The sequence below is a fragment of the Pseudomonas frederiksbergensis genome (assembly GCF_001874645.1).
GTDB lineage: Bacteria > Pseudomonadota > Gammaproteobacteria > Pseudomonadales > Pseudomonadaceae > Aquipseudomonas > Aquipseudomonas frederiksbergensis_B.
In genome coordinates, this window is sequence record NZ_CP017886.1 from 1939048 (window position 1) to 1963126 (window position 24079).

17 protein-coding genes, 1 tRNA gene and 1 pseudogene are annotated in these 24079 nt (G+C 59.6%); 5 read left to right on the forward strand and 14 right to left on the reverse strand.

Going from position 1 to position 24079, the window contains the following annotated elements; genetic code table 11:
* Positions 1–29: 29 nt before the first annotated feature.
* Both BLL42_RS09620 and BLL42_RS09625 read right to left on the reverse strand, forming a co-directional pair.
* A complete protein-coding gene (locus BLL42_RS09620; protein WP_071551851.1) occupies positions 30–797 on the reverse strand; it encodes a tetratricopeptide repeat protein in 768 nt (255 codons plus the stop codon).
* A gap of 2 nt (positions 798–799) precedes the next feature.
* On the reverse strand, positions 800–1480 hold the full coding sequence (locus BLL42_RS09625) for a Fe2+-dependent dioxygenase (protein ID WP_071551852.1): 681 nt from the start codon (positions 1478–1480) through the stop codon (positions 800–802).
* 207 nt (positions 1481–1687) lie between these two features.
* Here BLL42_RS09625 and BLL42_RS09630 point away from each other — a divergent pair, with 207 nt between their 5' ends.
* A complete protein-coding gene (locus BLL42_RS09630; protein WP_071551853.1) occupies positions 1688–4012 on the forward strand; it encodes a TonB-dependent receptor in 2325 nt (774 codons plus the stop codon).
* A gap of 146 nt (positions 4013–4158) precedes the next feature.
* A complete protein-coding gene (locus BLL42_RS09635) occupies positions 4159–6690 on the forward strand; it encodes a sulfite reductase flavoprotein subunit alpha (protein WP_071551854.1) in 2532 nt (843 codons plus the stop codon).
* A 168-nt stretch (positions 6691–6858) separates the two neighbouring features.
* On the opposite strand, the gene BLL42_RS09640 is transcribed toward BLL42_RS09635, so the two are convergent.
* Genes BLL42_RS09640 through ptsP form a run of 3 tightly spaced genes read right to left on the reverse strand, consistent with a single transcriptional unit; the run spans position 6859 to position 12412 of the window.
* On the reverse strand, positions 6859–8598 hold the full coding sequence (locus BLL42_RS09640) for a PTS fructose-like transporter subunit IIB (protein WP_071551855.1): 1740 nt from the start codon (positions 8596–8598) through the stop codon (positions 6859–6861).
* Between the two features lie 11 nt (positions 8599–8609).
* Positions 8610–9551: a 1-phosphofructokinase gene (gene pfkB, locus BLL42_RS09645; RefSeq protein ID WP_071551856.1), complete on the reverse strand. Its 942-nt coding sequence runs from the start codon at positions 9549–9551 to the stop codon at positions 8610–8612.
* Positions 9551–12412, reverse strand: a complete 2862-nt coding sequence (ptsP, locus tag BLL42_RS09650; RefSeq protein WP_071551857.1) for a phosphoenolpyruvate--protein phosphotransferase — start codon at positions 12410–12412, stop codon at positions 9551–9553. Before ptsP ends, pfkB begins: the two co-directional genes overlap by 1 nt.
* A 307-nt stretch (positions 12413–12719) precedes the next feature.
* On the opposite strand from ptsP, the gene cra reads away from it, so the two are divergent.
* Together cra and BLL42_RS09660 are read left to right on the forward strand one after the other, a co-directional pair.
* The gene (gene cra, locus BLL42_RS09655) at positions 12720–13715 is read left to right on the forward strand and encodes a catabolite repressor/activator (RefSeq protein ID WP_071551858.1); all 996 of its coding nucleotides are present in this window, start codon (positions 12720–12722) and stop codon (positions 13713–13715) included.
* Positions 13716–13718: 3 nt separating this feature from the next.
* Positions 13719–14495 (forward strand): TatD family hydrolase, encoded by a 777-nt coding sequence (locus BLL42_RS09660; RefSeq protein ID WP_071551859.1) that lies wholly within the window; start codon positions 13719–13721, stop codon positions 14493–14495.
* A gap of 46 nt (positions 14496–14541) precedes the next feature.
* On the opposite strand, the gene BLL42_RS09665 is transcribed toward BLL42_RS09660, so the two are convergent.
* From BLL42_RS09665 to ampD, 3 genes and pseudogenes are all read right to left on the reverse strand, one after another.
* The gene (locus BLL42_RS09665; protein ID WP_071551860.1) at positions 14542–16572 is read right to left on the reverse strand and encodes a methyl-accepting chemotaxis protein; all 2031 of its coding nucleotides are present in this window, start codon (positions 16570–16572) and stop codon (positions 14542–14544) included.
* A gap of 230 nt (positions 16573–16802) precedes the next feature.
* Positions 16803–17639 (reverse strand): regulatory signaling modulator protein AmpE, encoded by an 837-nt coding sequence (ampE, locus tag BLL42_RS09670; protein WP_071551861.1) that lies wholly within the window; start codon positions 17637–17639, stop codon positions 16803–16805.
* A pseudogene (gene ampD / locus BLL42_RS09675) lies at positions 17636–18195 on the reverse strand (1,6-anhydro-N-acetylmuramyl-L-alanine amidase AmpD). Before ampD ends, ampE begins: the two are co-directional and overlap by 4 nt.
* Before the next feature lie 276 nt (positions 18196–18471).
* Between ampD and nadC the strand changes: the two are divergent.
* The gene (gene nadC / locus BLL42_RS09680; RefSeq protein ID WP_071551862.1) at positions 18472–19320 is read left to right on the forward strand and encodes a carboxylating nicotinate-nucleotide diphosphorylase; all 849 of its coding nucleotides are present in this window, start codon (positions 18472–18474) and stop codon (positions 19318–19320) included.
* A gap of 38 nt (positions 19321–19358) precedes the next feature.
* Here nadC and BLL42_RS09685 read toward each other — a convergent pair whose 3' ends face one another.
* The 6 genes from BLL42_RS09685 to rbfA form a co-directional block, all read right to left on the reverse strand.
* Positions 19359–19664, reverse strand: a complete 306-nt coding sequence (locus BLL42_RS09685) for a DUF6388 family protein (RefSeq protein WP_071551863.1) — start codon at positions 19662–19664, stop codon at positions 19359–19361.
* 133 nt (positions 19665–19797) lie between these two features.
* Positions 19798–19873 (reverse strand) — tRNA-Thr (locus BLL42_RS09690).
* 137 nt (positions 19874–20010) lie between these two features.
* Positions 20011–22116, reverse strand: coding sequence for a polyribonucleotide nucleotidyltransferase (gene pnp / locus BLL42_RS09695; protein ID WP_071551864.1), 2106 nt, complete (start codon positions 22114–22116; stop codon positions 20011–20013).
* Between the two features lie 195 nt (positions 22117–22311).
* Positions 22312–22581, reverse strand: a complete 270-nt coding sequence (gene rpsO / locus BLL42_RS09700) for a 30S ribosomal protein S15 (protein WP_003197723.1) — start codon at positions 22579–22581, stop codon at positions 22312–22314.
* A gap of 142 nt (positions 22582–22723) precedes the next feature.
* Positions 22724–23641, reverse strand: coding sequence for a tRNA pseudouridine(55) synthase TruB (gene truB, locus BLL42_RS09705; RefSeq protein WP_071551865.1), 918 nt, complete (start codon positions 23639–23641; stop codon positions 22724–22726).
* 3 nt (positions 23642–23644) lie between these two features.
* Positions 23645–24046 carry a 30S ribosome-binding factor RbfA gene (gene rbfA / locus BLL42_RS09710; RefSeq protein ID WP_019691795.1) on the reverse strand — a complete coding sequence of 134 codons (402 nt, stop codon included), beginning with the start codon at positions 24044–24046 and terminating at the stop codon, positions 23645–23647.
* Positions 24047–24079 lie beyond the last annotated feature (33 nt).

Genomic DNA, 24079 nt, shown 5'->3' on the forward strand with positions numbered 1-24079 from the left:
GCTGCTCCTACAGTGGGCGATGTAGGGCGCTACAAATGGTTTGGCTCGATGTCCAATTCGACAAAACGCGTTGCGTAATCCGTGGCCAACTCGCGAATTTCAGGATGCACGGCGTTCGACAGCGACTCACTCGCCACCCGCAAAAACTTCAAATTCCCACCCGCCAATGCCTGGCGCAGCCAGCTTAGCGCTGCCTCGATCTGCCCTTGGTCGGCCAACACTGCGGCATAACTGAACTGCCCGCGAAAGTCCCCGCCCTCTGCCGCACGCCGATACCAGTCAACGGCCGCGAGAGGGTCCACCGGGCAAAACCGCCCCTCTTCCAGATAGCGCCCCAGCAGGTTCATCGACTTGGCGTGGCCCATTTCAGCCGCACGCCGATAACAGGCCAACGCCTGCATCTGGTCCTCGACCACGCCGCGCCCGGTCGCGAGCAAATTGGCGTAGTTGTACAACCCCCAATCCAGCCCTGCTTCGGCGGCCTGACGGTAATGCCGTGCCGCTGTCGAGGCATTGGCCACGCAGCCCCAGCCGTGTTCATTGCAACGACCGAGCATATTGCGCGCCATCAGATGTCCACCGTTGGCGGCAATGCCGAACCAACGCAAGGCCAAGGCCTGATCCTTGGCGATGCCCTGCCCTTCAAGCAGGATCTGACCGAGCAAGGCCTGGCCATCGAGGTTCCCGGCCTTGGCGGCAATCAGGATCGCCTGAGCTGCGCGGGCCGGGCTTTCAGCGAGCATCGCGCTGAGTTGATCACCGTCGAGGACTTCCTCGCGGCGCAGTCGATAGCTCACGGTTAAACCTCGACCCAGCGGCGCAGCAGGTTGTGATAGGTGCCCGTCAGGCGGATCAGCGACGGGTGATCCGGCATGTCCTGGGTCAACTGCTGGATCGCCTCGTCCATCTCGAACAGCAAGGCGCGCTGGCTGTCTTCGCGAACCAGGCTTTGGGTCCAGAAGAACGACGCATACCGCGTACCGCGAGTGACCGCATTGACTTTGTGCAAACTGGTACCCGGATAGAGCACCAGGTCACCGGCCGGCAATTTCACTCGTTGAGTACCAAAGGTGTCCTGAATTTCCAGCTCGCCACCGTCGTACTCGTCCGGGTCGCTGAAGAAAAACGTGGACGACAGGTCGGTACGCACGCGCTCGATGCTGCCCTTGGGCTGACGCACAGCGTTGTCGATATGAAAATCGAAACTGCCACCGGCGGTGTAGCAGTTGAGCAGCGGCGGGAAGACTTTGTGCGGTAACGCCGCCGACATGAATCGCGGATTTTTCCACAACCGTTCAAGCAGCGCTGCGCCGATTTCCTGGGCCAGCGGGTGACCCTCCGGCAGTTGCAGGTTGTGCTTGGCCTTGGCCGACTGAAAGCCTGCGGTGATCTTGCCATCCGCCCAGTCAGCCTGTTCCAGAGCCTCGCGAATGCGCTGCACCTCTTCGCGGGAGAACAAGCCGGGAATATGCAGCAGCATGGAGCGATACCTGAGGGCAAAGGGATGCCAATGGTATTGATTCTTATTGGCTATGTAAAATCGCTCTGACGGATGAGTCCGTAAAAACCGTAAGAAAAAATTGTAAAGAATGTAAATTCAATGCAAATAGCAATATATCTCAATTGAGACATATACCTGTTTACACTATATTCCGCGGCCTCAAAACCCTGGGGAGGGGAATTCACAATGTCACGCCAACTACCACAATCACCGGTCAGCTCACCGCGTTTACTCGCCTCTGCAATTGGCGTGGCGATCACTGCCAGCTCTGCAGCGCACATGGCTTACGCGGCAGAAAAGACCGACGAAAAAGCGCCGCGCAATGCGATTGCCCTGGAGGCCACCAGTGTCACCGGTGAAGCCCAGGACGCCACCTCCTACCAGGTCGAAAAAGCCTCTTCACCCAAGTACACCGCGCCGCTGGTTGATACCCCGCGTTCGGTGACCGTGATTCCACAACAGGTCCTCAAGGACACTGGCGCCCTCAACATGCAGGATGCGCTGCGCACCGTTCCAGGCATCACTTTCGGTGCCGGTGAAGGTGGCAACCCGCAGGGCGACCGCCCGTTCATCCGTGGTTTCGACGCTCAGGGCGACACCTACCTCGACGGCGTGCGTGACACCGGCTCGCAGAGCCGTGAAATCTTTGCCGTTGAGTCGATCGAAGTCAGCAAAGGCCCGAACTCCGCGATTGGCGGTCGTGGCGCAGCAGGCGGCAGCATCAACCTGGTGAGCAAAAAAGCGCACCTGGGCGATGCGTTCAATGGCGGCTTCACCTGGGGCTCGGACCAGACCCAGCGCTACACCCTGGACAGCAACTACCAGTTCAGCGATACCGCCGCTGGCCGCTTGAACCTGTTGAGTCACGAAAGCAACGTCGCCGGCCGCGACAAAGTCGACTACGACCGTTGGGGTATCGCACCGTCGCTGGCCTTCGGCCTGGGCACCGACACCCGCGTCAACCTCGACTACTACCATCTGCAAAGCAACGACATGCCGGATTCGGGTATTCCGTACACCGTACCGGCTTCGGGCAAGACCGCTGATCGCACCAAGAGCAACCCGGACAAACCTTACGCTGGCGGCGACAGCAGCAACTTCTATGGCTTGACCGACCGCGACTTCCGCAAGACCCGTACTGACACGGCGAACTTCGCCATCGAGCACGACCTGACCGACGCGCTGACCATCAAGAACACCTTGCGCCACGGCACCAGCATGCAGGATTACATCCTGACCCAGCCGGACGACAGCAAGGGTAACGTGAACAACGGCAGCGTCTGGCGTCGTGCCAACTCTCGTGTCAGCAACGTGGCGACTACCACCAACCAGACCGATCTGTTTGGCAACTTCTACATCGCCGGCTTCAAGAACAGCTTCTCCACCGGTGTCGAGTTCACCCGTGAAGAAGGCGAAAAATCCTCGTACAACGTGAACACCGATACCACTCCGGGATCGCCAGCGACCTCGAGCAGCAACTGCACGCCGTCGATGATCGGCGCGTCCAGCGGCTACAACTGCACCTCGCTGGCCAACCCGAACCCGAACGATCCGTGGAAAGGCGCGATTTCGCGCAACTACGCTGGCACTGACACCACCGCCAATACACGTGCCCTGTACGTATTCGACACCCTGGAACTGTCACCGCAGTGGTTGGTGAACATGGGCCTGCGTTACGACCACTTCGACACCCGATACAAGACCTTCACTGCCGCAGGTGCTACCACTGCCAAAGGCGCTGACACCAGCGAGTTCGTCACCGGTCAGTTGGGCCTCGTTTACAAACCGGCAGAAAACGGCAGCATCTACGCCTCTTACGCGACCTCCGCCACACCACCGGGTAACACCTTGGGCGAAGGCATGGACGGCAACCCGCTGTCAGGGACCACGGATCGCAACGGCAACCTGCTGAGCAGCGACATGGAGCCGGAAACCACCAAGAACTACGAAGTCGGCACCAAGTGGGACCTGCTCAACGATCGTCTGTCGTTGACCGCTGCCCTGTTCCGTACCGAGAAAGAGAATGCACGCGTTCAAGTGGATACCACTTCCTACGAAAACGCCGGCAAAACCCGCGTTCAAGGTATCGAACTGTCGGCCAGCGGCAAGATCACCGACCAATGGCAAGTCTTCGCCGGCTACGCCTACATGGACAGCGAGCAAGTCGATGGCGGCCCGCTGAACCGCGCCACCGATGGCAACCAATTGCCTAACACCCCGAAAAACAGCGCCAGCCTGTGGTCGACTTACAACGTCACGCCGAAGCTGACCCTGGGTGGCGGTGCGTTCTACGTCGATGACGTGTTCGGCAGCGTGGCCAACACCACCATGGTCAATTCCTACGTTCGTTACGACGCGATGGCCAGCTACAAGTTGACCAAAAACGTCGACCTGCAACTGAACCTGCAGAACCTGACCGACGTGACCTACTACGACAAAGCCTTCGCGACCCACTTCGCCAATCAGGCGCCGGGCCGTACGGCATTGCTGAGCACCAACTTCCACTTCTGATAACGAACGAAGTTGCCAAGCCCCGCCCATCACGATGAGCGGGGCTTTTGTATGTAAAAAGGAATGTTTCTCGACAACTCACGGCATAATGCGCGCCGTAAGATTTTCTATTGAACAAACAGTTTTAGACGAACAAGGCGGTCGACGTGTTGAAGAAAACCCTGTTCCAGCTGCATTGGTTCTTCGGCATCAGCGCGGGTCTGGTGCTGGCCTTGATGGGCATTACCGGGGCAGCGGTGTCGTTTCAGGATGAAATCCTGCGGGCACTGAACCCACAGGTCCTGCAGGTCGAGAAGCAGGTGGCCGGCGTATTGCCGCCAGCTGATCTGGTGGCCAGGGTCGAGGCCGCTGAAGGCAAGAAAGTCGCGATGCTCTGGGTCGAAACCGAGAGCGGCTTTGCTGCGCGCGTGTTCTTCACCCCGCCGCCGGGCGAGCGTCGTGGCCAGATGCGCTACGTCGATCCGTACACCGGCGACTACATGGGCGATGCCGTCGGCCAGGACTTTTTTGGCCTGATGCTGCAGTTGCACCGTTTTCTGGCGATGGGCGACACCGGCCGGCAAATTACCGGTGCCTGCACACTCATTCTGATTTTCTTCTGCCTGTCCGGGCTCTACCTGCGCTGGCCGCGTCAGGTGGCGAGCTGGCGTGTCTGGCTGACCCTCGACTGGGCGAAAAAAGGTCGCAGCTTCAACTGGGATTTGCACTCGGTCGCGGGTACCTGGTGCTTGCTGGTTTATCTATTGGCAGCACTGACCGGGTTGTCCTGGTCCTATGAGTGGTACAACAAGGGCCTGAGTAAACTGCTGTCCGACGCGCCGCAAAACGAGCGCATCAGGCAAGGTCGTGGTGCACCGCCACCCGCCGGCCCCGCGCCGACCGCCGATTACAATGCCATCTGGAGCAGCATCTACAGCGCCGCCGGGCCGGGCCTGAGCGCCTATAACGTGCGCATGCCTCCGGTGGCCGGACAACCGGCGACCGTGTTCTATCTGTTGAAAAACTCACCCCATGACCGGGCACTGAACCAGATCACTCTCGACCCGGCCAGCGGTGTTATCAGCCGTCATGATCGCTACGGCGACAAGAGCTTCAAGGCGCAACTGTTGACCAGCCTCTATGCGCTGCACGTCGGCAGTTACTTCGGTCTCGTCGGGCGAATTGTGCTGACACTGGCCTCGCTGACCATGCCGCTGTTCTTCATCACCGGTTGGTTGCTGTACCTGGACCGTCGGCGCAAGAAACATCAGATCAAAAGCGCCCGTAAAGACCTGGTGCACACCACCAGCGATACCCCGGCATGGCTGATCGGCTTCGCCAGCCAGAGCGGTTTTGCCGAACAGTTGGCGTGGCAGACAGCCAGCCAATTGCAGGCCGCCGGGTTGCCGGTAAAGGTTCAACCGCTGGCGGCAGTCAGCGAGCAGGAACTGCATGAGTCGAACAATGCGCTGTTCGTGGTCAGTACCTTTGGCGACGGCGAAGCGCCGGACAGCGCCCGTGGTTTCGAGCGCAAGGTGCTGGGCCAAGCGCTGAGCCTTTCGAGCCTGAACTACGCAGTGCTTGGCCTCGGTGATCGGCAGTATCAACACTTCTGCGGCTTTGCCAAACGCTTGCACACCTGGCTGGCGGAACACGGTGGCACCACGCTGTTTGCCCCGGTGGAAGTCGACTGCGGGGACCCGTACGCCCTGCGTCATTGGCAGCAGCAACTCGGTCAACTGACCGGGCAGCCACCCGTCGATACCTGGAAAGCCCCGAGCTACAACAACTGGACCTTGAGCAAGCGCCAACTGCTCAATCCTGACAGCAGCGGTTCCGACGTTTACCTGCTGGTCCTGACAGCGCCCGACACCAGCAGTTGGCTGGCCGGCGACCTGGTTGAAGTGCTACCGCGCAACTGCCGGGGAGCGATTGAACAACTCCTTGATGGGCTGGGCATCGCGAATGACACGCGGGTGCAACTCGATGGCGTGTCAGAAACCCTAGAGCAAGCCTTGGCCAGCCGTCAGTTGCCGGAGAATCGTGTGCACCTGGTCGGCTTGCACGCTCAGGCTTTGGTCGACGCGCTGGTGCCATTAGCCATGCGCGAATACTCGATCGCCTCGATTGCCGCCGACGGCGTGCTCGAATTACTGGTGCGTCAGGAATGTCATGCGGATGGACGTCTGGGCGTCGGCTCCGGCTGGCTGACCGAATACGCGCAACCAGGTGACGCCATCCGTCTGCGGGTGCGGCGCAACAGCGGTTTCCATCTGCCGGCCACACCGGTACCGATGATTCTGCTGGGCAACGGCACAGGTCTGGCAGGCCTGCGTAGTTTGCTCAAGGCACGGATTGCCGATGGCCAGACACGTAACTGGTTGCTGTTCGGTGAACGCAATCGAGAGCATGACTTCCTCTGCGGCGATGAACTCGTGGAATGGTTGATCGCCGGAGATCTGGAGCGCCTGGATCTGGCGTTTTCAAGGGATCAAGCCGAAAAGTTCTACGTTCAGGATTGCCTGCGCCAACGAGCTGTCGAGCTGAAGAAATGGCTGGCAGACGGCGCATCGCTCTACATCTGCGGCAGCCTGAAAGGGATGGCGTCAGGGGTGGATCAGGTGCTCAACGAGGTGCTCGGAGCTGAGGAGGTTGAGCGATTGATCGAGCAAGGGCGCTATCGCCGCGACGTGTACTGACAGCCCGCCACCTCCGGCATTTCCTAGGGATTGGTGTATGGCGTAGGAGCTGCGATCGTTTTCACCTGTATTCAAATCTGGATCAAAAGATCGCAGCCTGCGGCAGCTCCTACAAAGGCAAGTTGTGTTCACCTCGTAGGAACTGCCGCAGGCTGCGATCTTTTGCTGTTAAGCCTCGGCTGGCTCTAGCGCCAACTCCACCGTTTCCGGGCGCTTGACCGCTGCGTAAACCACCGCCGTCAGCAGGCTCCCGGCAACGATCGCCAGCAGGTACAGCAACGCGTGGTTGATCGCGTTCGGGATCAGCATCACGAACAAGCCACCGTGAGGCGCCATCAGTTTGCAGCCGAAATACATCGACAGCGCACCCGCCAACGCGCCCCCGGCAATGCTCGCCGGAATCACCCGCAACGGGTCTTTGGCGGCGAACGGAATCGCGCCTTCGGAGATAAAGCACAATCCCAGCACCAACGCGGCTTTACCGGCTTCGCGCTCGGTCTGGGCAAACTTGCGACGGGCGATGAATGTGGCGATGCCCAGGCCAATCGGTGGCACCATGCCAGCGGCCATGGTTGCGGCCATCGGTGCATAACTTTGCGACGCCAACAGCCCCACCGAGAATGCATAAGCGGCTTTGTTGATCGGGCCGCCGAGGTCGACGCACATCATGCCGCCGAGCAATACCCCCAGCAAAATCGCATTGGTGGTGCCCATGCTGTCGAGGAAATGAGTCAGGCCTTGAAGCAGCCCGGCGACCGGTTTACCGACCACATAGATCATCACCAGGCCGGTGAACAGGCTCGCCAGCAACGGGATGATCAGAATCGGTTTCAGCGCTTCCAGACTTTGCGGCAGGCGTGCATAACGGTTGATCGCCTGTGCCGCGTAACCGGCGATGAAGCCGGCAATGATCCCGCCGATAAAACCGGCGCCCAGGGTACTCGCCAACAATCCGCCGATCATCCCCGGCGCCAGGCCCGGACGGTCAGCAATCGAGTAGGCGATGTAACCCGCCAGCAGCGGCACCATCAACTTGAACGCGGTATCGCCACCGATTTGCATCAGCGCCGCCGCCAGTGTTCCCGGTTCCTTGAACGCGGTGATGCCGAAGACAAACGACAGCGCAATCATCAAGCCCCCGGCCACCACCATCGGCAGCATGAACGAGACGCCCGTCAGCAGGTGTTTGTAGACCCCGGTGTTCTCTTGCTTGACCGGGCCTTTGACGCCGGTAGAGGCGGTCTCTTGCGTGCCTTCGGCCAGGGCTTTGTTCAACGTGGCTTCGGCCTGCTTGAGGGCGATGCCAGTGCCGCAGCGGTAAATCTTCTTGCCAGCGAAACGCTCGGTGGCGACTTCGATGTCCGCCGCCAACAGCACCACATCGGCATCCGCGATGGCTTGTGCGCTCAATGGATTGCGTGCGCCGACCGAGCCCTGGGTTTCCACCTGCAGGTCATACCCCAGACGCTTGGCCGCCTGCTGCAAGGCTTCGGCGGCCATAAAGGTGTGAGCCACACCGGTTGGGCACGCAGTAACCGCCACCAGACGCGGCGCGGTTTTACTGCCGGCAACTGGCTCGGCAACGACCAGCGGCGCGACGTAGAGTTGAGCTTCTTCAGCACCACGGCGCAGCACTGCATCGACATCCTGCAATGCCTGGGAAGGCGTGCTCTGGAACACCCGTTTGCCGACAAACCGCGACATCTCTACCGTCCCGGTGCTGACCAACAGCACCCACTCGGCATCATCGAGTGTCGCGGCGGACAACTGGCGTTCCGGGTGCGCGGCGTCGTGCACTTCGACGCAGGTCATCCAGCCCTGACGCTGCGCTGCCGCATCGAGCAAACGCGCGCACAGCACACTGGTGACCATGCCATTCGGGCAGGCAGTAACAATGGCTAACTTCATGACCAACCCTCTTATTGTTCTGTCAGGGGGCGCACGCGCACACCCTGTTCGAGCCGCGCCAGTAGCGCGGTGTCGCCGATACCGAAACCAATCTGGGTGACGGCCATGGCGGCAATCGCCGTGGCGGTGCGCAAGGTCTGTTCCGGCATGTCGGCACTGAGCAAACCGTGGAGCATGCCCGCCAGCAACGAATCGCCTGCGCCCACTGTGCTGGCAACGCTGACCCTGGGTGGCGTAGCGTGCATCGCCGAGCCGACACTGAACCAATTCACGCCGTCGGCACCGTGGGAAATCACCACGTGTTCGATGCCTTGAACGTGCAAGCGGCTCGCCGCTTCGGCCTGGGCAGTCACCGAAACCACCTCGCAGCCCAGCACCTCGGCCAGCTCTTCGGTGTTGGGCTTGATCAACCACGGGCCCGCCGCCAGACCTGCGCGCAAGGCTTCGCCACTGGTATCGAGCGCGACTTTCAAACCAAGATGTTTCAAACGCAAAATCAACGCCTGCAACCACTGAGGACTGATGCCTTGGGGCAAGCTGCCAGCAACGACGACCGCGTCATGACCTGGAGCGATGTGGTCGAGGCGATTGAGCAATGCCTGCTGAGCGGCTTCACTGACCAGCGGGCCAGGACCGTTGAGGTCGGTGATACGCCCATCGCTTTCCGCCAGTTTGATGTTGCTGCGAGTCTCGCCGGGAACGCGGATGAAGGCGTCGACAAAACCGCGTTTGGCAAACAGGGTTTCAAACGCCTGAAGATTGTCCTCACCGAGAAAGCCGCCGACGGTCAGCTGATGCCCGAGGTCTGCAAGCACCTGTGCCACGTTGATGCCCTTGCCGGCGGCGTGGGTGTGCATGGCGTTGCTGCGATTGACCTGACCAGGTTCCAGACGCGGCAACTGAACGGTGAGGTCCAGCGCCGGATTGAGGGTCAGGGTTAGGATTTTGGCCATTACAGAGCCTCCACTAATGCGCGCACTTCATTCGCGCTGCCCACGGCCAGTGCCTGTTGGGCCAGATGTTTAACCTGCGCAAGACTCAGCTCACGAACCCGAGCCTTGACCTCGCCGATGCTGCGCGCCGAGACGCTCAACTCATCCACACCCAAACCGACCAGCACCGGCACCGCCAACGGGTCCGCCGCCAGCTCGCCACACACGCCGACCCATTTGCCATGAGCATGGGCCGCACGCACCGTGATGTCGATCAGTTGCAACACCGCGGGGTGCAAGCCATCAGCCTGGGCCGACAACGTCGGGTGACCGCGGTCGATGGCCAGGGTGTATTGGGTCAGGTCATTGGTGCCGACGCTGAAGAAGTCGACTTCCTTGGCCAGAACCGGCGCCAGCAAAGCCGCCGACGGTACTTCGATCATGATCCCCAATTGCAAGTCAGCCACCGGGATTTCCAGACGCAGGCGCTCGGTCATATCCCGCGCCTGACGCCATTCATCAACGCTGCCGACCATCGGGAACATGATCCGCAACGGGCGGTTATCGGCGGCGCGCAGCAAGGCACGCAACTGCGCTTCCATGATCTGCGGACGTTGCAAGGTCAGGCGAATACCACGCACGCCAAGGAACGGGTTTTCCTCCTTGGCAATCGGCCAATACGGCAACGGCTTGTCACCGCCAACGTCCAGGGTCCGCACCACCAGCGGCCGCCCGGCCAGGCCATCGAGTACCCGACGGTATTCGGTCTCTTGAGTGGCTTCATCCGGCGCTTGCGGATGGGCCATGAAAATCAGTTCGGTGCGCAGCAGGCCAATACCTTCAGCACCCTGCTCCACCGCGCTGACCACACCTGCGCTTTCGCCAATGTTGGCGAACACTTCGACCGCATGGCCGTCGAGGGTCAGCGCCGGTTGGTGACGCTGGGCCGCAGCCGCTTGCAGGCGTTGTTCGCGGTTGTCACGCTCTTCGGCGGCACGTTGCAACGTCGCAGCATCGGCGTCGACATGCAGCCGACCACGCTGGCCATCGAGCAGCAATGGCGTGCCCGGCGTCAGCAGCAACACCGCCGCGCCAGCACCGACCAGCGCCGGAATACCCAGGGCCCGGGCGACAATCGCGCTGTGGGCAGTGGCGCCACCGCGTGCGGTGAGGATGCCGGCCACCCGTGTCGGATCAAGGCGTGCCACGTCCGAAGGCCCCACTTCATCCATCACCAGAATGTACGGTTGATCCGGTTCGCTCGGGGTTTCGAGACCGCACAGTTGCGCCAGCACCCGCCGACCGATATCGCGCAAGTCCGCTGCGCGTTCGGCAAGCAAGGCGTCCTGCAAGGATTCCTGTTGCTTGGCTGCCGCGTCGATCACCGCCATCCACGCCGCTTCAGCGCTCTCGCCCTGCTTGAGGCGAGTGTCGACTTCGTCGGTCAGTTCCGGGTCGTCGAGCATTTCCTGGTGGGTGATGAAAATCTCGCGAATGGCCTTGGCTTTGCTGCGCTGGATCAACCCTTCAATGTCGCGACGGACATCGGCCAGGGATGTTTTCAGACGCTCGCGTTCGATCGCCGTGGACGCGCCACGCAAGGGGTAATCGATCGCTTGCAGCACCTGAATATGCGCGGGCCCCATGGCAATCCCCGGCGCAGCAGCGATGGCCTGAATCACACTGCCCGAGGCTGGAGCGACCAGAACGGTGGTGATTTCGGTGATGACCTCGCTCTGTGCACTCGCCGTCGGCAACGGTTCGATGTCTTCGCCCAGGCCTTCTTCGATAGCCGCCAGCAGCGCCGGCAACGCATCAGCGGCGATGCTCGGCTCGGCAATCAACTCCAGCACCTGGCCGCGACGGGCTCCGAGGCTAAGCAATTTGCTCAAACTCTTCACCGACACCGCGCTGTCCTGGCCGTCGACGATGCGTACGCGGATCTCGCCTTCAAAGCTTTTCGCCAATTGCGCAAGGATCTTCGCCGGCCGCGCGTGTAAACCGTGGGCGTTGGCCAAGGCGATACGCGCGCTCGGCCAATCAGCCGGCAATTCGCCGCCAAGCACTTCCAGCACCGCACGGCGGCTGGTGGCGCGACCAAGTTCGTGACCACGGCCTTCAATCAGCAAGGCACAAAGACGTTCGAGCAAGGCCTGATGCGCCTCGCCAAGGCTGGCCAGACAGAACAGCCCGCTCAGTGGCTGGCCGAGGTAACGAATCGGTTTGTCCGGGGTGACGAAGGCCAGGCCCGGGCGTTTGACCGTTTGTTCGCTGTGCAGCCACCACAGGCCATCGCCCAGCGGCAGTGCTTCAACCTGCTGCAATACCGCAGAAAAGCCATTGCTCACGCAGTCGGCCTGACGCAATAACCGCGCGCCACGCCAGACCAGCTCTTCAAAATCGTCGGCGGAGACGCCCAAGCCGATCATTTGCGCATCCAGCGCCAACTCTTGCGGTGCACCTTGCAGCAGTTTCAACAAGGCTTCGCTGCTACTGGCGCGGCGCAAGGCCTGGCCCAGATCGGTTTCGCCAAGAGCGCGGGTCAGCAATTGCAGCAGGCGCAAATGCTCGTCGGATTTGGCCGCGATACCGATCGCCAGATACACAATGTGGCCGTCGCCCCAGTCCACACCGTCGGGGAACTGCAGCAAACGCACGCCGGTGGTGTGCACCAGATCGCGTGTATCGGGTGTTCCGTGGGGGATCGCAATACCTTGACCGAGAAAGGTCGAACCTTGGTCTTCACGCGCTTGCAAGCCGCTGAGGTAACCCTCGGCCACCAGGCCATCGGTGACCAGCGCGTCGGCCAGCAAGTGCAATGCGGCGGCTTTATCCACAGCCGACTGGCCCATGGATATCTGCTCTATGGTGAGCTCGAGCATGCGTTCTCCTTTTTGGCGCGGGGTCGCACCAGGTATTGTTTTGATTGAATCAGTTTAGGCTTTGTTCAGAGCACTCTTTTTCAGAGCATCCTTTGTCGGTTTCACGGCAGAACCGGCAAAAATGGCCAATAGCGAAGAAAATACGCCTGCTGAAACGTTTAATCTAGATGAGTTGGCACGTTACTCGATAATCTCCCAACCTTGAAGTCCAACGTGTCGGATGCGTTGCGACAGGGGTCGCCTGCCGTAATCGGGTAGGATTGGCCAAAATGTCGGGGCAAGCTCAAAAAAACAAGGAAATCCCGGGTTGAAACTCAGTGATATCGCCCAGTTGGCCGGTGTGTCTGTCACCACCGCCAGCTATGTCATCAATGGCAAGGCCGAACAGCAACGCATCAGCAACGCCACCGTCGAGCGCGTGCGCGCAGTGGTCGAGCAACATGGCTTTACGCCTAATCCTCAAGCGGCCGGGTTGCGCAGTCGGCACACCCGCACCTTGGGCTTCATTCTGCCGGACCTGGAAAACCCCAGTTACGCGCGGATCGCCAAGCTCCTCGAACAGGGTGCCCGGGCGCGTGGCTATCAGTTGCTGATTGCCAGCTCCGACGATGCACCGGACAGCGAGCGTCAGTTGCTCAAGCTGTTTCGCGCACGGCGCTGCGATGCGTTGATCGTCGCCAGCTGCCTGCCGGCCGGCGATGACAGCTATCGCCAGTTGCAAGCCAAGGGCTTGCCGATCATTGCCATTGACCGAGTCATGGAGCCTGAGCATTTCTGCTCGGTGATCAGCGATGATCGCGAAGCCAGCCTGAACCTCACCCGCAGCCTGTTGCAGCCGCAGCCCAAGCAGATTGCGCTGATCGGTGCGCGGCCCGAACTGAGCATCAGCCAGGAACGTGCCGCCGGCTTCAAGCAGGCTCTGGTCGATTTCAAGGGAGAAATCCTGATCGAACAGGGCGAGGCGTTCAGCCGCGACTGCGGTCGGCAGTTGATGGAAGAGTTACTGCAACGCCTCGGCCACTTGCCGGATGCATTGGTGACGACTTCCTACGTGCTGCTTCAAGGCGTGTTCGATGCCTTGCATGACTTCCCGTTGAAAACCCGCCCGTTGCGCCTCGGTACTTTTGGCGACACGCAGTTGCTGGACTTCCTGCCGCTGCCCGTCAATGCCATGGCCCAGCAGCATCAACTGATCGCCGAAAAAGTCCTGCAACTGGCCCTCGCGGCGATTGAGGAAGCCCAATACCAACCCGGCGTGCAAGCCATCGCGCGGACCTTCAAGCAGCGTATTCGCCAGGACTGAAACGTGGAGCTGATCGACAGCCACACCCATCTGGACTTTCCGGATTTCGACCAGGACCGTCAGGCGCTGCTGGCTCAAAGCCGCGCCTTGGGTGTGAAGCGGATGGTGGTGCTGGGGGTATATCAGCGCAATTGGCAGCGGGTGTGGGACCTGGTGCAAAGCGATCCTGACCTGCATGCCGCGTTTGGCCTGCATCCAGCCTACCTCGATGAGCATCGTCCCGCTGACCTGACTGAGCTGGCGAACTGGTTGACGCGTCTGGCCGGCCATCGGCAGCTGTGCGCAGTGGGCGAAATTGGCCTGGATTACTTTCTTGAGGATCTGGACCGCGAACGCCAGCAAGCGTTGTTCGAAGCACAACTGCAACTGGCGGCAGACTTCCAGTTGCCCGCGCTGCTGCATGTGCGGCGTAGCCACGCGGCGGTGATTGCGACCTTGAAACGCTTCAGGCTCAAACGCGCCGGAATCATCCACGCCTTTGCCGGCAGCCAGGAAGAAGCTCGTGAATACCTCAAGCTCGGTTTCAAACTGGGATTGGGTGGCGCGGCGACCTGGCCGCAAGCCTTGCGCATGCACAAAGTGATCGCCGGTTTGCCGCTGGAATCGGTAGTGCTGGAAACCGACTCACCGGACATGGCGCCCGCCATGTACCCCGGACAACGCAACAGCCCTGCTCATCTGCCAGCAATTTGCACAGCATTGGCGCAAATCATGGCCATCAGCCCCGAGCAACTGGCCGCCGCCAGCACCGCCAATGCCTGCGAACTGTTCAACTGGTAATCAGTCGGTGGCGGCTTGCGGCGGCCCGTAAGCCGCCCACCGAGAATCAAACCCTGAACGCGCTGATCAAGTGTTTCAACTGCACCACTTGGGCCGACAGTGCACGACTGGCATGTTCGGTCTGGTGCGCACCTTCGGCGGTGCGCTCGCCGGCCCGGTTGATCTCGACAATGTTCTGGTCGATATCGTGGGCCACCGCCGTTTGCTGCTCGACTGCCGCGGCAATTTGCTTGTTCTGATCGACGATCATGCCCACCGCGCCCAGAATGTTTTCCAGGGCTTGCTGGACCTTTTCCGACTGACCGACCGTACCGCTCGCCATCTGGTGACTGACGCCCATGGCCTTCACGGCGGCGCCAACACCACCGTGCAGTTTGGCAATCATCTGCTCGATTTCTTCGGTCGATTGCTGGGTGCGTTTGGCCAGGGTGCGGACCTCATCGGCCACCACCGCAAAGCCACGTCCCTGCTCACCCGCACGGGCGGCCTCAATGGCGGCGTTGAGCGCCAACAGGTTGGTCTGCTCGGCGATGCTCTTGATCACTTCCAGCACGCGACTGATGGACTGGCTGTCGCTGGCCAGTTGATTGATCACCAGCACTGATGAGTCAATCTCGCTGGCCAGTTGCGCAATGCTGCCTTGTTGCGACTCGACCAGCCCGCGGCCGCTGATGGTTTCGTCGTTGACGCTGTGGGCACTGCTGACGGCTGCCGCGGCACTGCGCGCAACTTCCTGAGCGGTGGCCGACATCTGGTTCATTGCGGTGGCGACCTGCTCGATCTGCTTACGCTGACCGGCCACCGCCTGATTGCTCTGGGCCGAGACCGTCTCCACCTGACTCGCCTGACGCTCGACCTCGTTGACGGTTTTGCCGACCAACTCGATCAATTCATGGATCTTGGCCACGGTGCCGTTGAAGACATTGCCCAACTCACCCAACTCATCACGACTGTGGGCGGTAAACGTGATGGTCATGTCACCAGCCGCCACTTTGTCCATGACCCCGCCCAGACGCTTGAGGGTGGTGCGGGTGGAGGCGTAGAAACCGCCGTAGAGATAGAAAATCAGCACAAAAACCACCGCCAGCGCCACCGCTTGCAGCACCATGTGCGTACGGTTCTGCTCCAGGCGTTGCTGCAATTGAACGCCGAGAAACTTCAACGTCGCATCGTTCAGTTGATAGGTCTTGTCCATAAGCCCGGTGACCTGCTCGTAAAAACCCTGCCAAGGTTTATCGAGGGTATCGGCCATCACCACTTGCTCTTCAAACAACTCGCTGGCTTGTTTGAGCGTGGCTTTACTGGCATTGGCCAAGGGCTCCAGCACCTCACGCGCAGCTTTGCCGGTAGCCAGTGCGTCCTGCAACTTCAAGGCATATTCGGCCTGAAGCTTCTCGATCTGCGCCAGCAGTTCATCGAACCGGGTGCTGGAAGCGGAATTCAGAAACCCCTGCCCCAGCGAGTACGCCCCCATCGCCCGGCCTTCGCCGAGGGTTTGCGTCACACGCGGGGTAACGTTGGTGATCAGCTCACTCAATTGGCGCATGTCACTCTGGTTGTCACGACTCAGGCCGGCCTGGCTGGCGATGATCTGACTGAAAATCTGCGCATTGCCAAGCAGCTTGCCGATCAGTGCACTTTTGCTTTGCACAGACGTCTCCGCTTGTTGAGCCTTGAACGCCGCAATCATTTCATCGCGCTTGCTATCAAAAACACTGACCTGCTCAGGATCGATGGCCATCGCGGTCAGGCTTTGCAGGCGTACAAGTACGCTCTGCTCAAAGGCGCTGATTTTCGACTCGGTATCTCCTGCCTTGCCAGACTGACCGAGGGTCGTGTTGATCTGCACCAGGTTATTCAGGGACTCCAGATCCCGCCGCAGCGTCAGCCCACTGCCCAACAGGTCGAGGCTTTGCAATTCGACCTGGGTGCCCTGGAACTCGCGATACGAATCACGAACCAGATAGAAATTGGTCACCAGCATGGGAAATAAAAACAGCACGCTGATCAGGCTGAACTTCATGCCGAAGCTCAAGCGATTCATCAGCGCAACGGCGGGATAGAGCAAACTCTTCACAGACGTCCCCCTTTCATTTCTTGTTTTTATGGGCAGGCACGCAGATGCAGCAGATAGCCACTATGGCGCGCTGCTTCTGTATAGCCTAAATCGAAGGGAGATTTTGTAACTTAAGGTTAACGCCGAAAAGATCGCAGCCTGCGGCAGCTCCTACAAGGATCGAGTGAATCTGTAGGAGCTGCCGCAGGTTCGGGCCGCGTTCGGACGATCTTTTCGGCGTTATGCAGAAATCAGTGCAACACGGTCCAAACGGCAAACCCTGCATACCAGACCACCGCCGCTCGCAGCAGCAGTTCCCAGATCTGATCCAGGCTGTGAACCCCTTCTGGCCCCGCCACTGGCGCCGGAATCTCACCCGCTACCACGCCGACGTTCTCGATCAGCTGCGCGGCGCTGATATTCCAGTTCAACAATTCATGGAGCATCACCCGGCTGACCGCGACGAAGTTACCGACCAGAGCAAAACTCACTGCCAACAAGCGCACCGGCAGCCAATCAAAGGCATGTCGCAACTGTACGGCGCGCTCGACCACTGCCGGGTTCTTACCGTGTTCGGCCGCCAGGGCCAGCAAGCGATAACTCAGGGCCGCCACCGGGCCGAGCAGGAAGTACCAGAAAATCACCGCAAAAAAACTCTGGTAAGCCTGCCACAGCAAATGGGCTTGAACCCTCTGCAGCAACTGCTCGCCGCTGTCGGCGCAAATATCCAGATCACGTTCGGCGACATGCGCCGCGGCTTGCAGGTCCTCTCGGCGCCAGGCATCACGAAACGGCCCCAAACCGCCGAGCAAATCACCACGGCCCAGGCAATAAATCACCACCAGCAAATGCACCGGCAAGGCCAGCAAGCCATAGGCCACCGGCTCTAGCACCAGCAACAACAAACCGAGCAGCGCCACAGGGAACAGCACCAGCATTGCCAATACCAGCCAAGGCCGATTCGCAAGCTTTGGGCTGGCCTCATGTTTGGCCAGCTCTCGCAACCATCCACTGTCGCGCTGAACTTGATGGCGCAAGGCCGAGAACTTCTCGATCCAGACAGCCAGCAGTAACACCAGAAAACTCATTGTGCTTCCCCTTTTTCCAGAGCGGCGCGATAGCGCGCCCAGTCGAACGCCGGTCCCGGATCCGTCTTGCGCCCAGGTGCGATATCGCTATGCCCCTGGATACGTGAATGGGTGATGGCTGTAAACGTAGACTGCAATTGGCGGGTCAGAGCAATCAGCGCGTGATACTGAGCATCGGTGAACGGCAGATCATCGGTGCCTTCAAGCTCGATGCCGAGGGAAAAATCGTTACATCCTTCGCGCCCCTTGAACCAGGAAACACCTGCGTGCCACGCCCGTTCAAGACATGAAACAAATTGCGTGATCGTGCCGTCACGCTCGATCAAAAAATGCGCAGACACGCGCAAGTCGGCAATCCCTTCAAAGTAGGGGTGCTCGGTGACATCCAGACGGTTCTGAAAAATTCCTGCACCTTGCCCGTCGCGAACTGCGCCGGTGGCAGGCTGATGTTGTGGATCACCAGCAAGGAGATTTCGCCCGTGGGGCGCGCATTGAAGTTGGGTGACGGGCAATGGCGCACGCCTTCAAACCAACCGCTCGCGGGGTCCAACTGCATACAGGCTCCTTCAATGACGACTCTGACGGGCTCCAGTATGCCGTGATCATCCCCCAGGTTGCGATCACTTGCCGCAAACCTGAAGCAGAATCATCGGCAGACGGGCGAGCGGCATCGCCCCATGAAGTAGCGCTCGCTCAAAGACCCGCGTGCAGGAGGAATAATGCTGGCGAGCCGACCAAATACAGGTTTTAGAACCCGCTGAAAGTAGCGGGCGCCTTGGGTTAGCTTGCGGCATGGCCCTATAATCGGACCACTTTGTTTGTGGAGCCCGTTATGCCGAATCTACGCCTCGCCGATTTGACCGCCGAAATCGAAGCCAACGTGCGCCGTGCGTTGCTTGAAGACATCGGCAGCGGCGACATCACCGCACAACTGATCCCGGCCGAACGCCTGGCCAAAGCCACCATCATTACCCGTGATGCGGCCGTCATCAGCGGCACCGCCTGGGTCGACGCCGTATTTCGGCAACTGGACCCACGCGTTGCAGTGCACTGGCAAGTGCGCGACGGTGAACGCGTGAGCCCCAATCAGGTGCTGTTTCACCTCGAAGGTCCGGCCCGTTCGCTGCTGACCGGCGAACGTAGTGCGCTGAACTTCCTGCAACTGCTTTCCGGGGTCGCCACTCGCGCGCAGTACCTGGCCGACTTCGTTGCCGATACTCAGGTGAAATTGCTGGATACCCGCAAAACCCTGCCCGGACTACGATTGGCGCAAAAGTACGCGGTGACCTGCGGCAGCTGCCACAACCACCGTATCGGCCTGTACGACGCCTTTCTGATCAAGGAAAACCATATCGCTGCCTGCGGTGGTATCGCCCAAGCCATCGCCGCCGCGCACAAGATCGCGCCGGGCAAACCGGTGGAGATTGAAGTGGAGAGCCTGGAAGAGCTCAAGGAAGCTCTGGCGGCCGGCGCCGACATCATCATGCTCGATGAACTGAGCCTGGACGACATGCGCGAAGCCGTACGGCTGAATGCCGGCAAGGCGAAACTCGAGGCCAGCGGTGGCGTTAACGAAAGCACCTTGCGGCCAATCGCCGAGACGGGCGTGGATTACATCTCGATTGGCGCGATGACCAAGGATGTGAAGGCCGTGGACCTGTCGATGCGCTTGAGTCTCTGACAAAAAGAAACGCCAGCCTCATGAGGCTGGCGTTGCTCTCAAACCACCAGATTGTTCATCTCGCAGTATTCTTCCCATTCGACGCCCAGCACTTCGGCTGCTTCCTTGTGCAACGCAAGGCGCGTGGCTTCGTATTCTTCCGGCGTTGAGGTGTACTTGAGCGTCAGCTCCCAGGGCTGCAAGCCCTGCGCTTCTGCCTCGTCCTCGAACGCCCACTGAATCTGATCTTTCTGATCGTCAGCACTCAGGTCCTTGATTTCTTCGGCCAGCTGAGGCGAATCGAGCAAATACTTCTTGAGAGCTTCTTCGTGTCGAGCTTCTTGTGTCAGTTCTTTAACGGTCATTTCGTTCTCTCTGATCTGGGAATGGAAGATGGATCTGGATCATCAAGGATCTCTCTGACGCAGAAAAACCGCATGCAATCTGGTTTATCTGGCCTTCAGAACCATTCGGGATCATCTGAAAACAGGTGGTGCCTGGTGCCCGAGACAGGAATCGAACCTGCGACCTTCGCGTTACGAGTGCGCTGCTCTACCGACTGAGCTACACGGGCGGTAGGCTAAACCTAGCACTGACTTTGGGGGCAGGCAACTTCGTGAAGCGTCTCATTGTTTCGCAGACAAAAAAATGCCCCGCAGCTTTCACTGCGGGGCATTTCTACAACGTTGAAGCGGTCAGACGAAGGGCGAATTAAACGCCCGAAGCCTTGGCCGCTGCTACGTCTTTGATGGACAGTTTGATACGGCCGCGGTTGTCCACGTCCAGTACCAACACTTCCACTTCCTGGCCTTCTTTCAGGATGTCGGTCACTTTCTCAACGCGAGCGTCGCTCAGCATGGAGATGTGAACCAGACCGTCTTTGCCCGGCAGGATGTTGACGAATGCGCCGAAGTCGACGATGCGCTCAACCTTACCGACGTAGATCTTGCCGATTTCAGCTTCAGCGGTGATACCCAGAACGCGCTGACGCGCAGCTTCTGCAGCTTCCTTGGTTTCGCCGAAGATCTTGATCGAGCCGTCGTCTTCGATGTCGATCGAAGCCTTGGTCTCTTCACAGATCGCACGAATGGTCGCGCCGCCTTTACCGATGACATCACGGATTTTGTCGGTGTCGATTTTCATCGCGATCATGGTCGGAGCGTTTTCCGACAGTTCGGTACGCGACTGGCCAATGATCTGGTTCATCTGACCGAGGATGTTCAGGCGCGCTTCCAGGGCTTGGCCCAGAGCGATTTCCATGATTTCTTCGGTGATGCCTTTGATCTTGATGTCCATCTGCAGCGCGGTAACACCTTTGGAGGTACCGGCTACTTTGAAGTCCATGTCGCCCAAGTGGTCTTCGTCACCCAGGATGTCGGTCAGGACGGCGAACTTCTCGCCTTCCTTGACCAGACCCATGGCGATACCGGCAACCGGTGCCTTCATCGGCACACCCGCGTCCATCAGCGCCAGGGAAGCACCGCAGACCGAAGCCATGGAGCTGGAACCGTTGGACTCGGTGATTTCCGATACCACACGGATGGTGTACGGGAACACGTCGGCAGCAGGCAGCATGGCCTGAACCGAACGACGGGCCAGACGGCCGTGACCGATTTCGCGACGACCAGCGCCACCCATGCGACCACACTCGCCCACCGAGAACGGAGGGAAGTTGTAGTGCAGCATGAACGGGTCTTTTTTCTCGCCTTCCAGGGTGTCCAGCAGTTGTGCGTCACGGGCGGTGCCCAGTGTCGCGACTACCAGAGCCTGGGTTTCGCCTCGGGTGAACAGTGCCGAACCGTGGGTCTTCGGCAGAACGCCGACTTCGATGTTCAGCGGACGTACGGTGCGGGTGTCACGGCCGTCGATACGTGGCTTGCCGTTTACGATGTTTTCGCGAACGGTGCGGTATTCGATTTCACCGAAAGCTGCTTTGACTTCGCTGGAAGAGGGCTGGCCTTCTTCACCGGACAGCTTGGCAACCACTTGGTCTTTCAGTTCGCCCAGGCGAGCGTAACGGTCGGCCTTGATAGTGATGGTGTAGGCCTGGGAGATCGCTTCGCCGAACTCGGCACGGATAGCGCCCAGCAGTGCGGTGGCTTCAGGCTGTGGAGCCCAGGTCCAGGTTGGCTTGGCAGCTTCGGCAGCCAGTTCTTTAACGGCGTTGATCACGACCTGGAACTCGTCGTGAGCAAACAGTACCGCGCCCAGCATCTGGTCTTCGGTCAGCTCTTTGGCTTCCGATTCAACCATCAATACCGCTTCCGAAGTACCGGCAACGACCATGTCCAGGCTCGATGCTTTCAGTTGTTCGTAAGTCGGGTTCAGCAGGTAACCGGTGCTTTCGTGGAACGCAACGCGGGCAGCGCCGATCGGACCGTCAAAAGGAATGCCGGAGATAGCCAGAGCAGCCGAGGTACCGATCATCGCAGCGATGTCCGGATCGGTCTTCTTGCTGGTGGAAACGACGGTGCAGACAACCTGCACTTCGTTCATGAAACCTTCTGGGAACAGCGGACGGATCGGACGGTCGATCAGTCGGGAAGTCAGTGTTTCTTTCTCGGAAGGACGGCCTTCGCGCTTGAAGAAACCGCCAGGGATCTTACCGGCAGCGTAAGTTTTTTCCTGGTAGTGAACAGACAGAGGGAAGAAGCCCTTGCCTGGATCGGCTTGCTTGGCACCGACTACGGTCACCAATACGCTGACGTCGTCGTCAACGGTGACCAATACTGCGCCGGAGGCCTGACGGGCGATACGGCCAGTCTCGAGGGTAACGGTCGACTGACCGAACTGGAATTTTTTGATTACCGGGTTCACGGTGTCCTACCTTCTTTGTGGCTCTTGGGGGAACTGGTTTTCTTGCGAAATTCTTGGGCAATGTCGGGAATCGGCCCAACGCCTGTCCAGGGTAAAACGTGTATCCAGATAAAACTTGAGGCTGGGAGCCTGCCATGCGCCAGCGGGAAACCCACTGACGTACGACAGACAACCAACCTCTAGCGCAATCGCTTATTAGCGACGCAGACCCAGGCGAGCGATCAGAGCGCTGTAACGGCTCACGTCCTTGCCTTTCAGGTAGTCCAGCAGCTTACGACGCTGGTTTACCATGCGGATCAGACCACGACGGGAGTGGTGATCTTTACCGTTGGCCTTGAAGTGACCTTGCAGTTTGTTGATGTTGTGGGTCAGCAGTGCAACTTGCACTTCTGGCGAACCAGTGTCACCAACAGCTTGCTGGTAGTCAGCTACGATTTGAGCTTTTTCTTGAACGTCGAGAGCCATGAGGCAATCCTTTTATCAGGAAACTGTTTCAAAGAAACAGCTTCAACAGGCCAGGGACAAATCCCTGTATCTAAAAATGAGTAGTGACCGTGCCTGTTAACAGCCACCCTCGCCAGCCTGCTGTTACACAGACTGGTTTCGGTCATTCTGACCGAATCAACCGACGTGGCGCGATGCGCCCGTCTTCGCTCACTTCACCGATACCGATGAAGCGACCATTGTGATCCTGTACGCGTACCATGCCAAACTTCGGTGCATCCGGGGCGCGTACCGGCTGGCCGTTAAGCCAGTAGAACGAGCTGTGCTCCGAGAACTGCAACAGTGGCCAATCCAGCAGGCCGCTGTCCGATGGCATCAGGAAGCGATCTACCGCTTCGTTGCCGCCTTCAGCATGTACGGCTTCCAACTCTTCCAGCGTGACCGTCTGGGCCAGACTGAACGGACCGGCCTGGGTACGTCGCAGCTGCGCAACGTAAGCGCCACAACCGAGCTGTTCACCAATATCCTCCACGAGAGTGCGGATATAAGTGCCTTTGCTGCAATCTACGGCGAAGCGCGCAGTATCACCTTCAAAGGCCAGCAATTCCAAGCGCGCAATAGTAACAGAACGCGGTTCGCGCTCCACCACTTCACCTGCACGAGCCAGCTTGTACAACGGCTGACCGTCACGCTTGAGGGCTGAGTACATCGGCGGTATCTGACTGATTTGCCCCCGAAAATTCGGCAAAACCGCTTCGATATCGGCGCGACCAACGGTCACCGGGCGCTCCCGTAAAACCTCACCTTCAGCGTCTGCCGTGGTGGTGGTCTTGCCCAATTGCGCCAGGGTTTCATAACCCTTGTCGGAGTCGAGCAGGTATTGCGAGAACTTGGTCGCCTCACCGAAGCACAGCGGCAACACGCCGGTGGCCAACGGATCAAGGCTGCCGGTGTGCCCGGCCTTCTCGGCATTGAGCAGCCAGCGAACCTTCTGCAAGGCCGCATTGGAGGTGAACCCCAGCGGCTTGTCGAGCAGGATGATGCCGCTGACGTTACGACGGATACGTTTGACCTGAGCCACCGATTACTCCTTGGTGTCTACGGGTTCTGCCGCAACCGGGTGCTGATTGTCTTCAGCCACGGCGCGTTCGATCAATGCCGACAGATGAGCACCACGCACGACGCTTTCGTCGTAGTGGAAGTGCAGCTGAGGAACGCTGCGCAGCTTCATCTCGCGAGCCAACTGCATGCGCAGGAAACCGGCAGCCGAGTTCAGCACCTTGATGCTTTGAGCGATATCGTCTGCGCTGTCCTGCCCCATCACCGTGATGAAGATCTTGGCGTGACCGACGTCACGACTGACTTCAACAGCGGTAATGGTGACCAGGCCGACGCGCGGGTCTTTGACTTCACGACGGATCAGCTGTGCCAGCTCACGCTGCATCTGATCGCCGATACGTTGGGTACGGCTGTATTCTTTTGCCATGTCTTGTTACCTGTTACTGCCTCACGGTGAAAC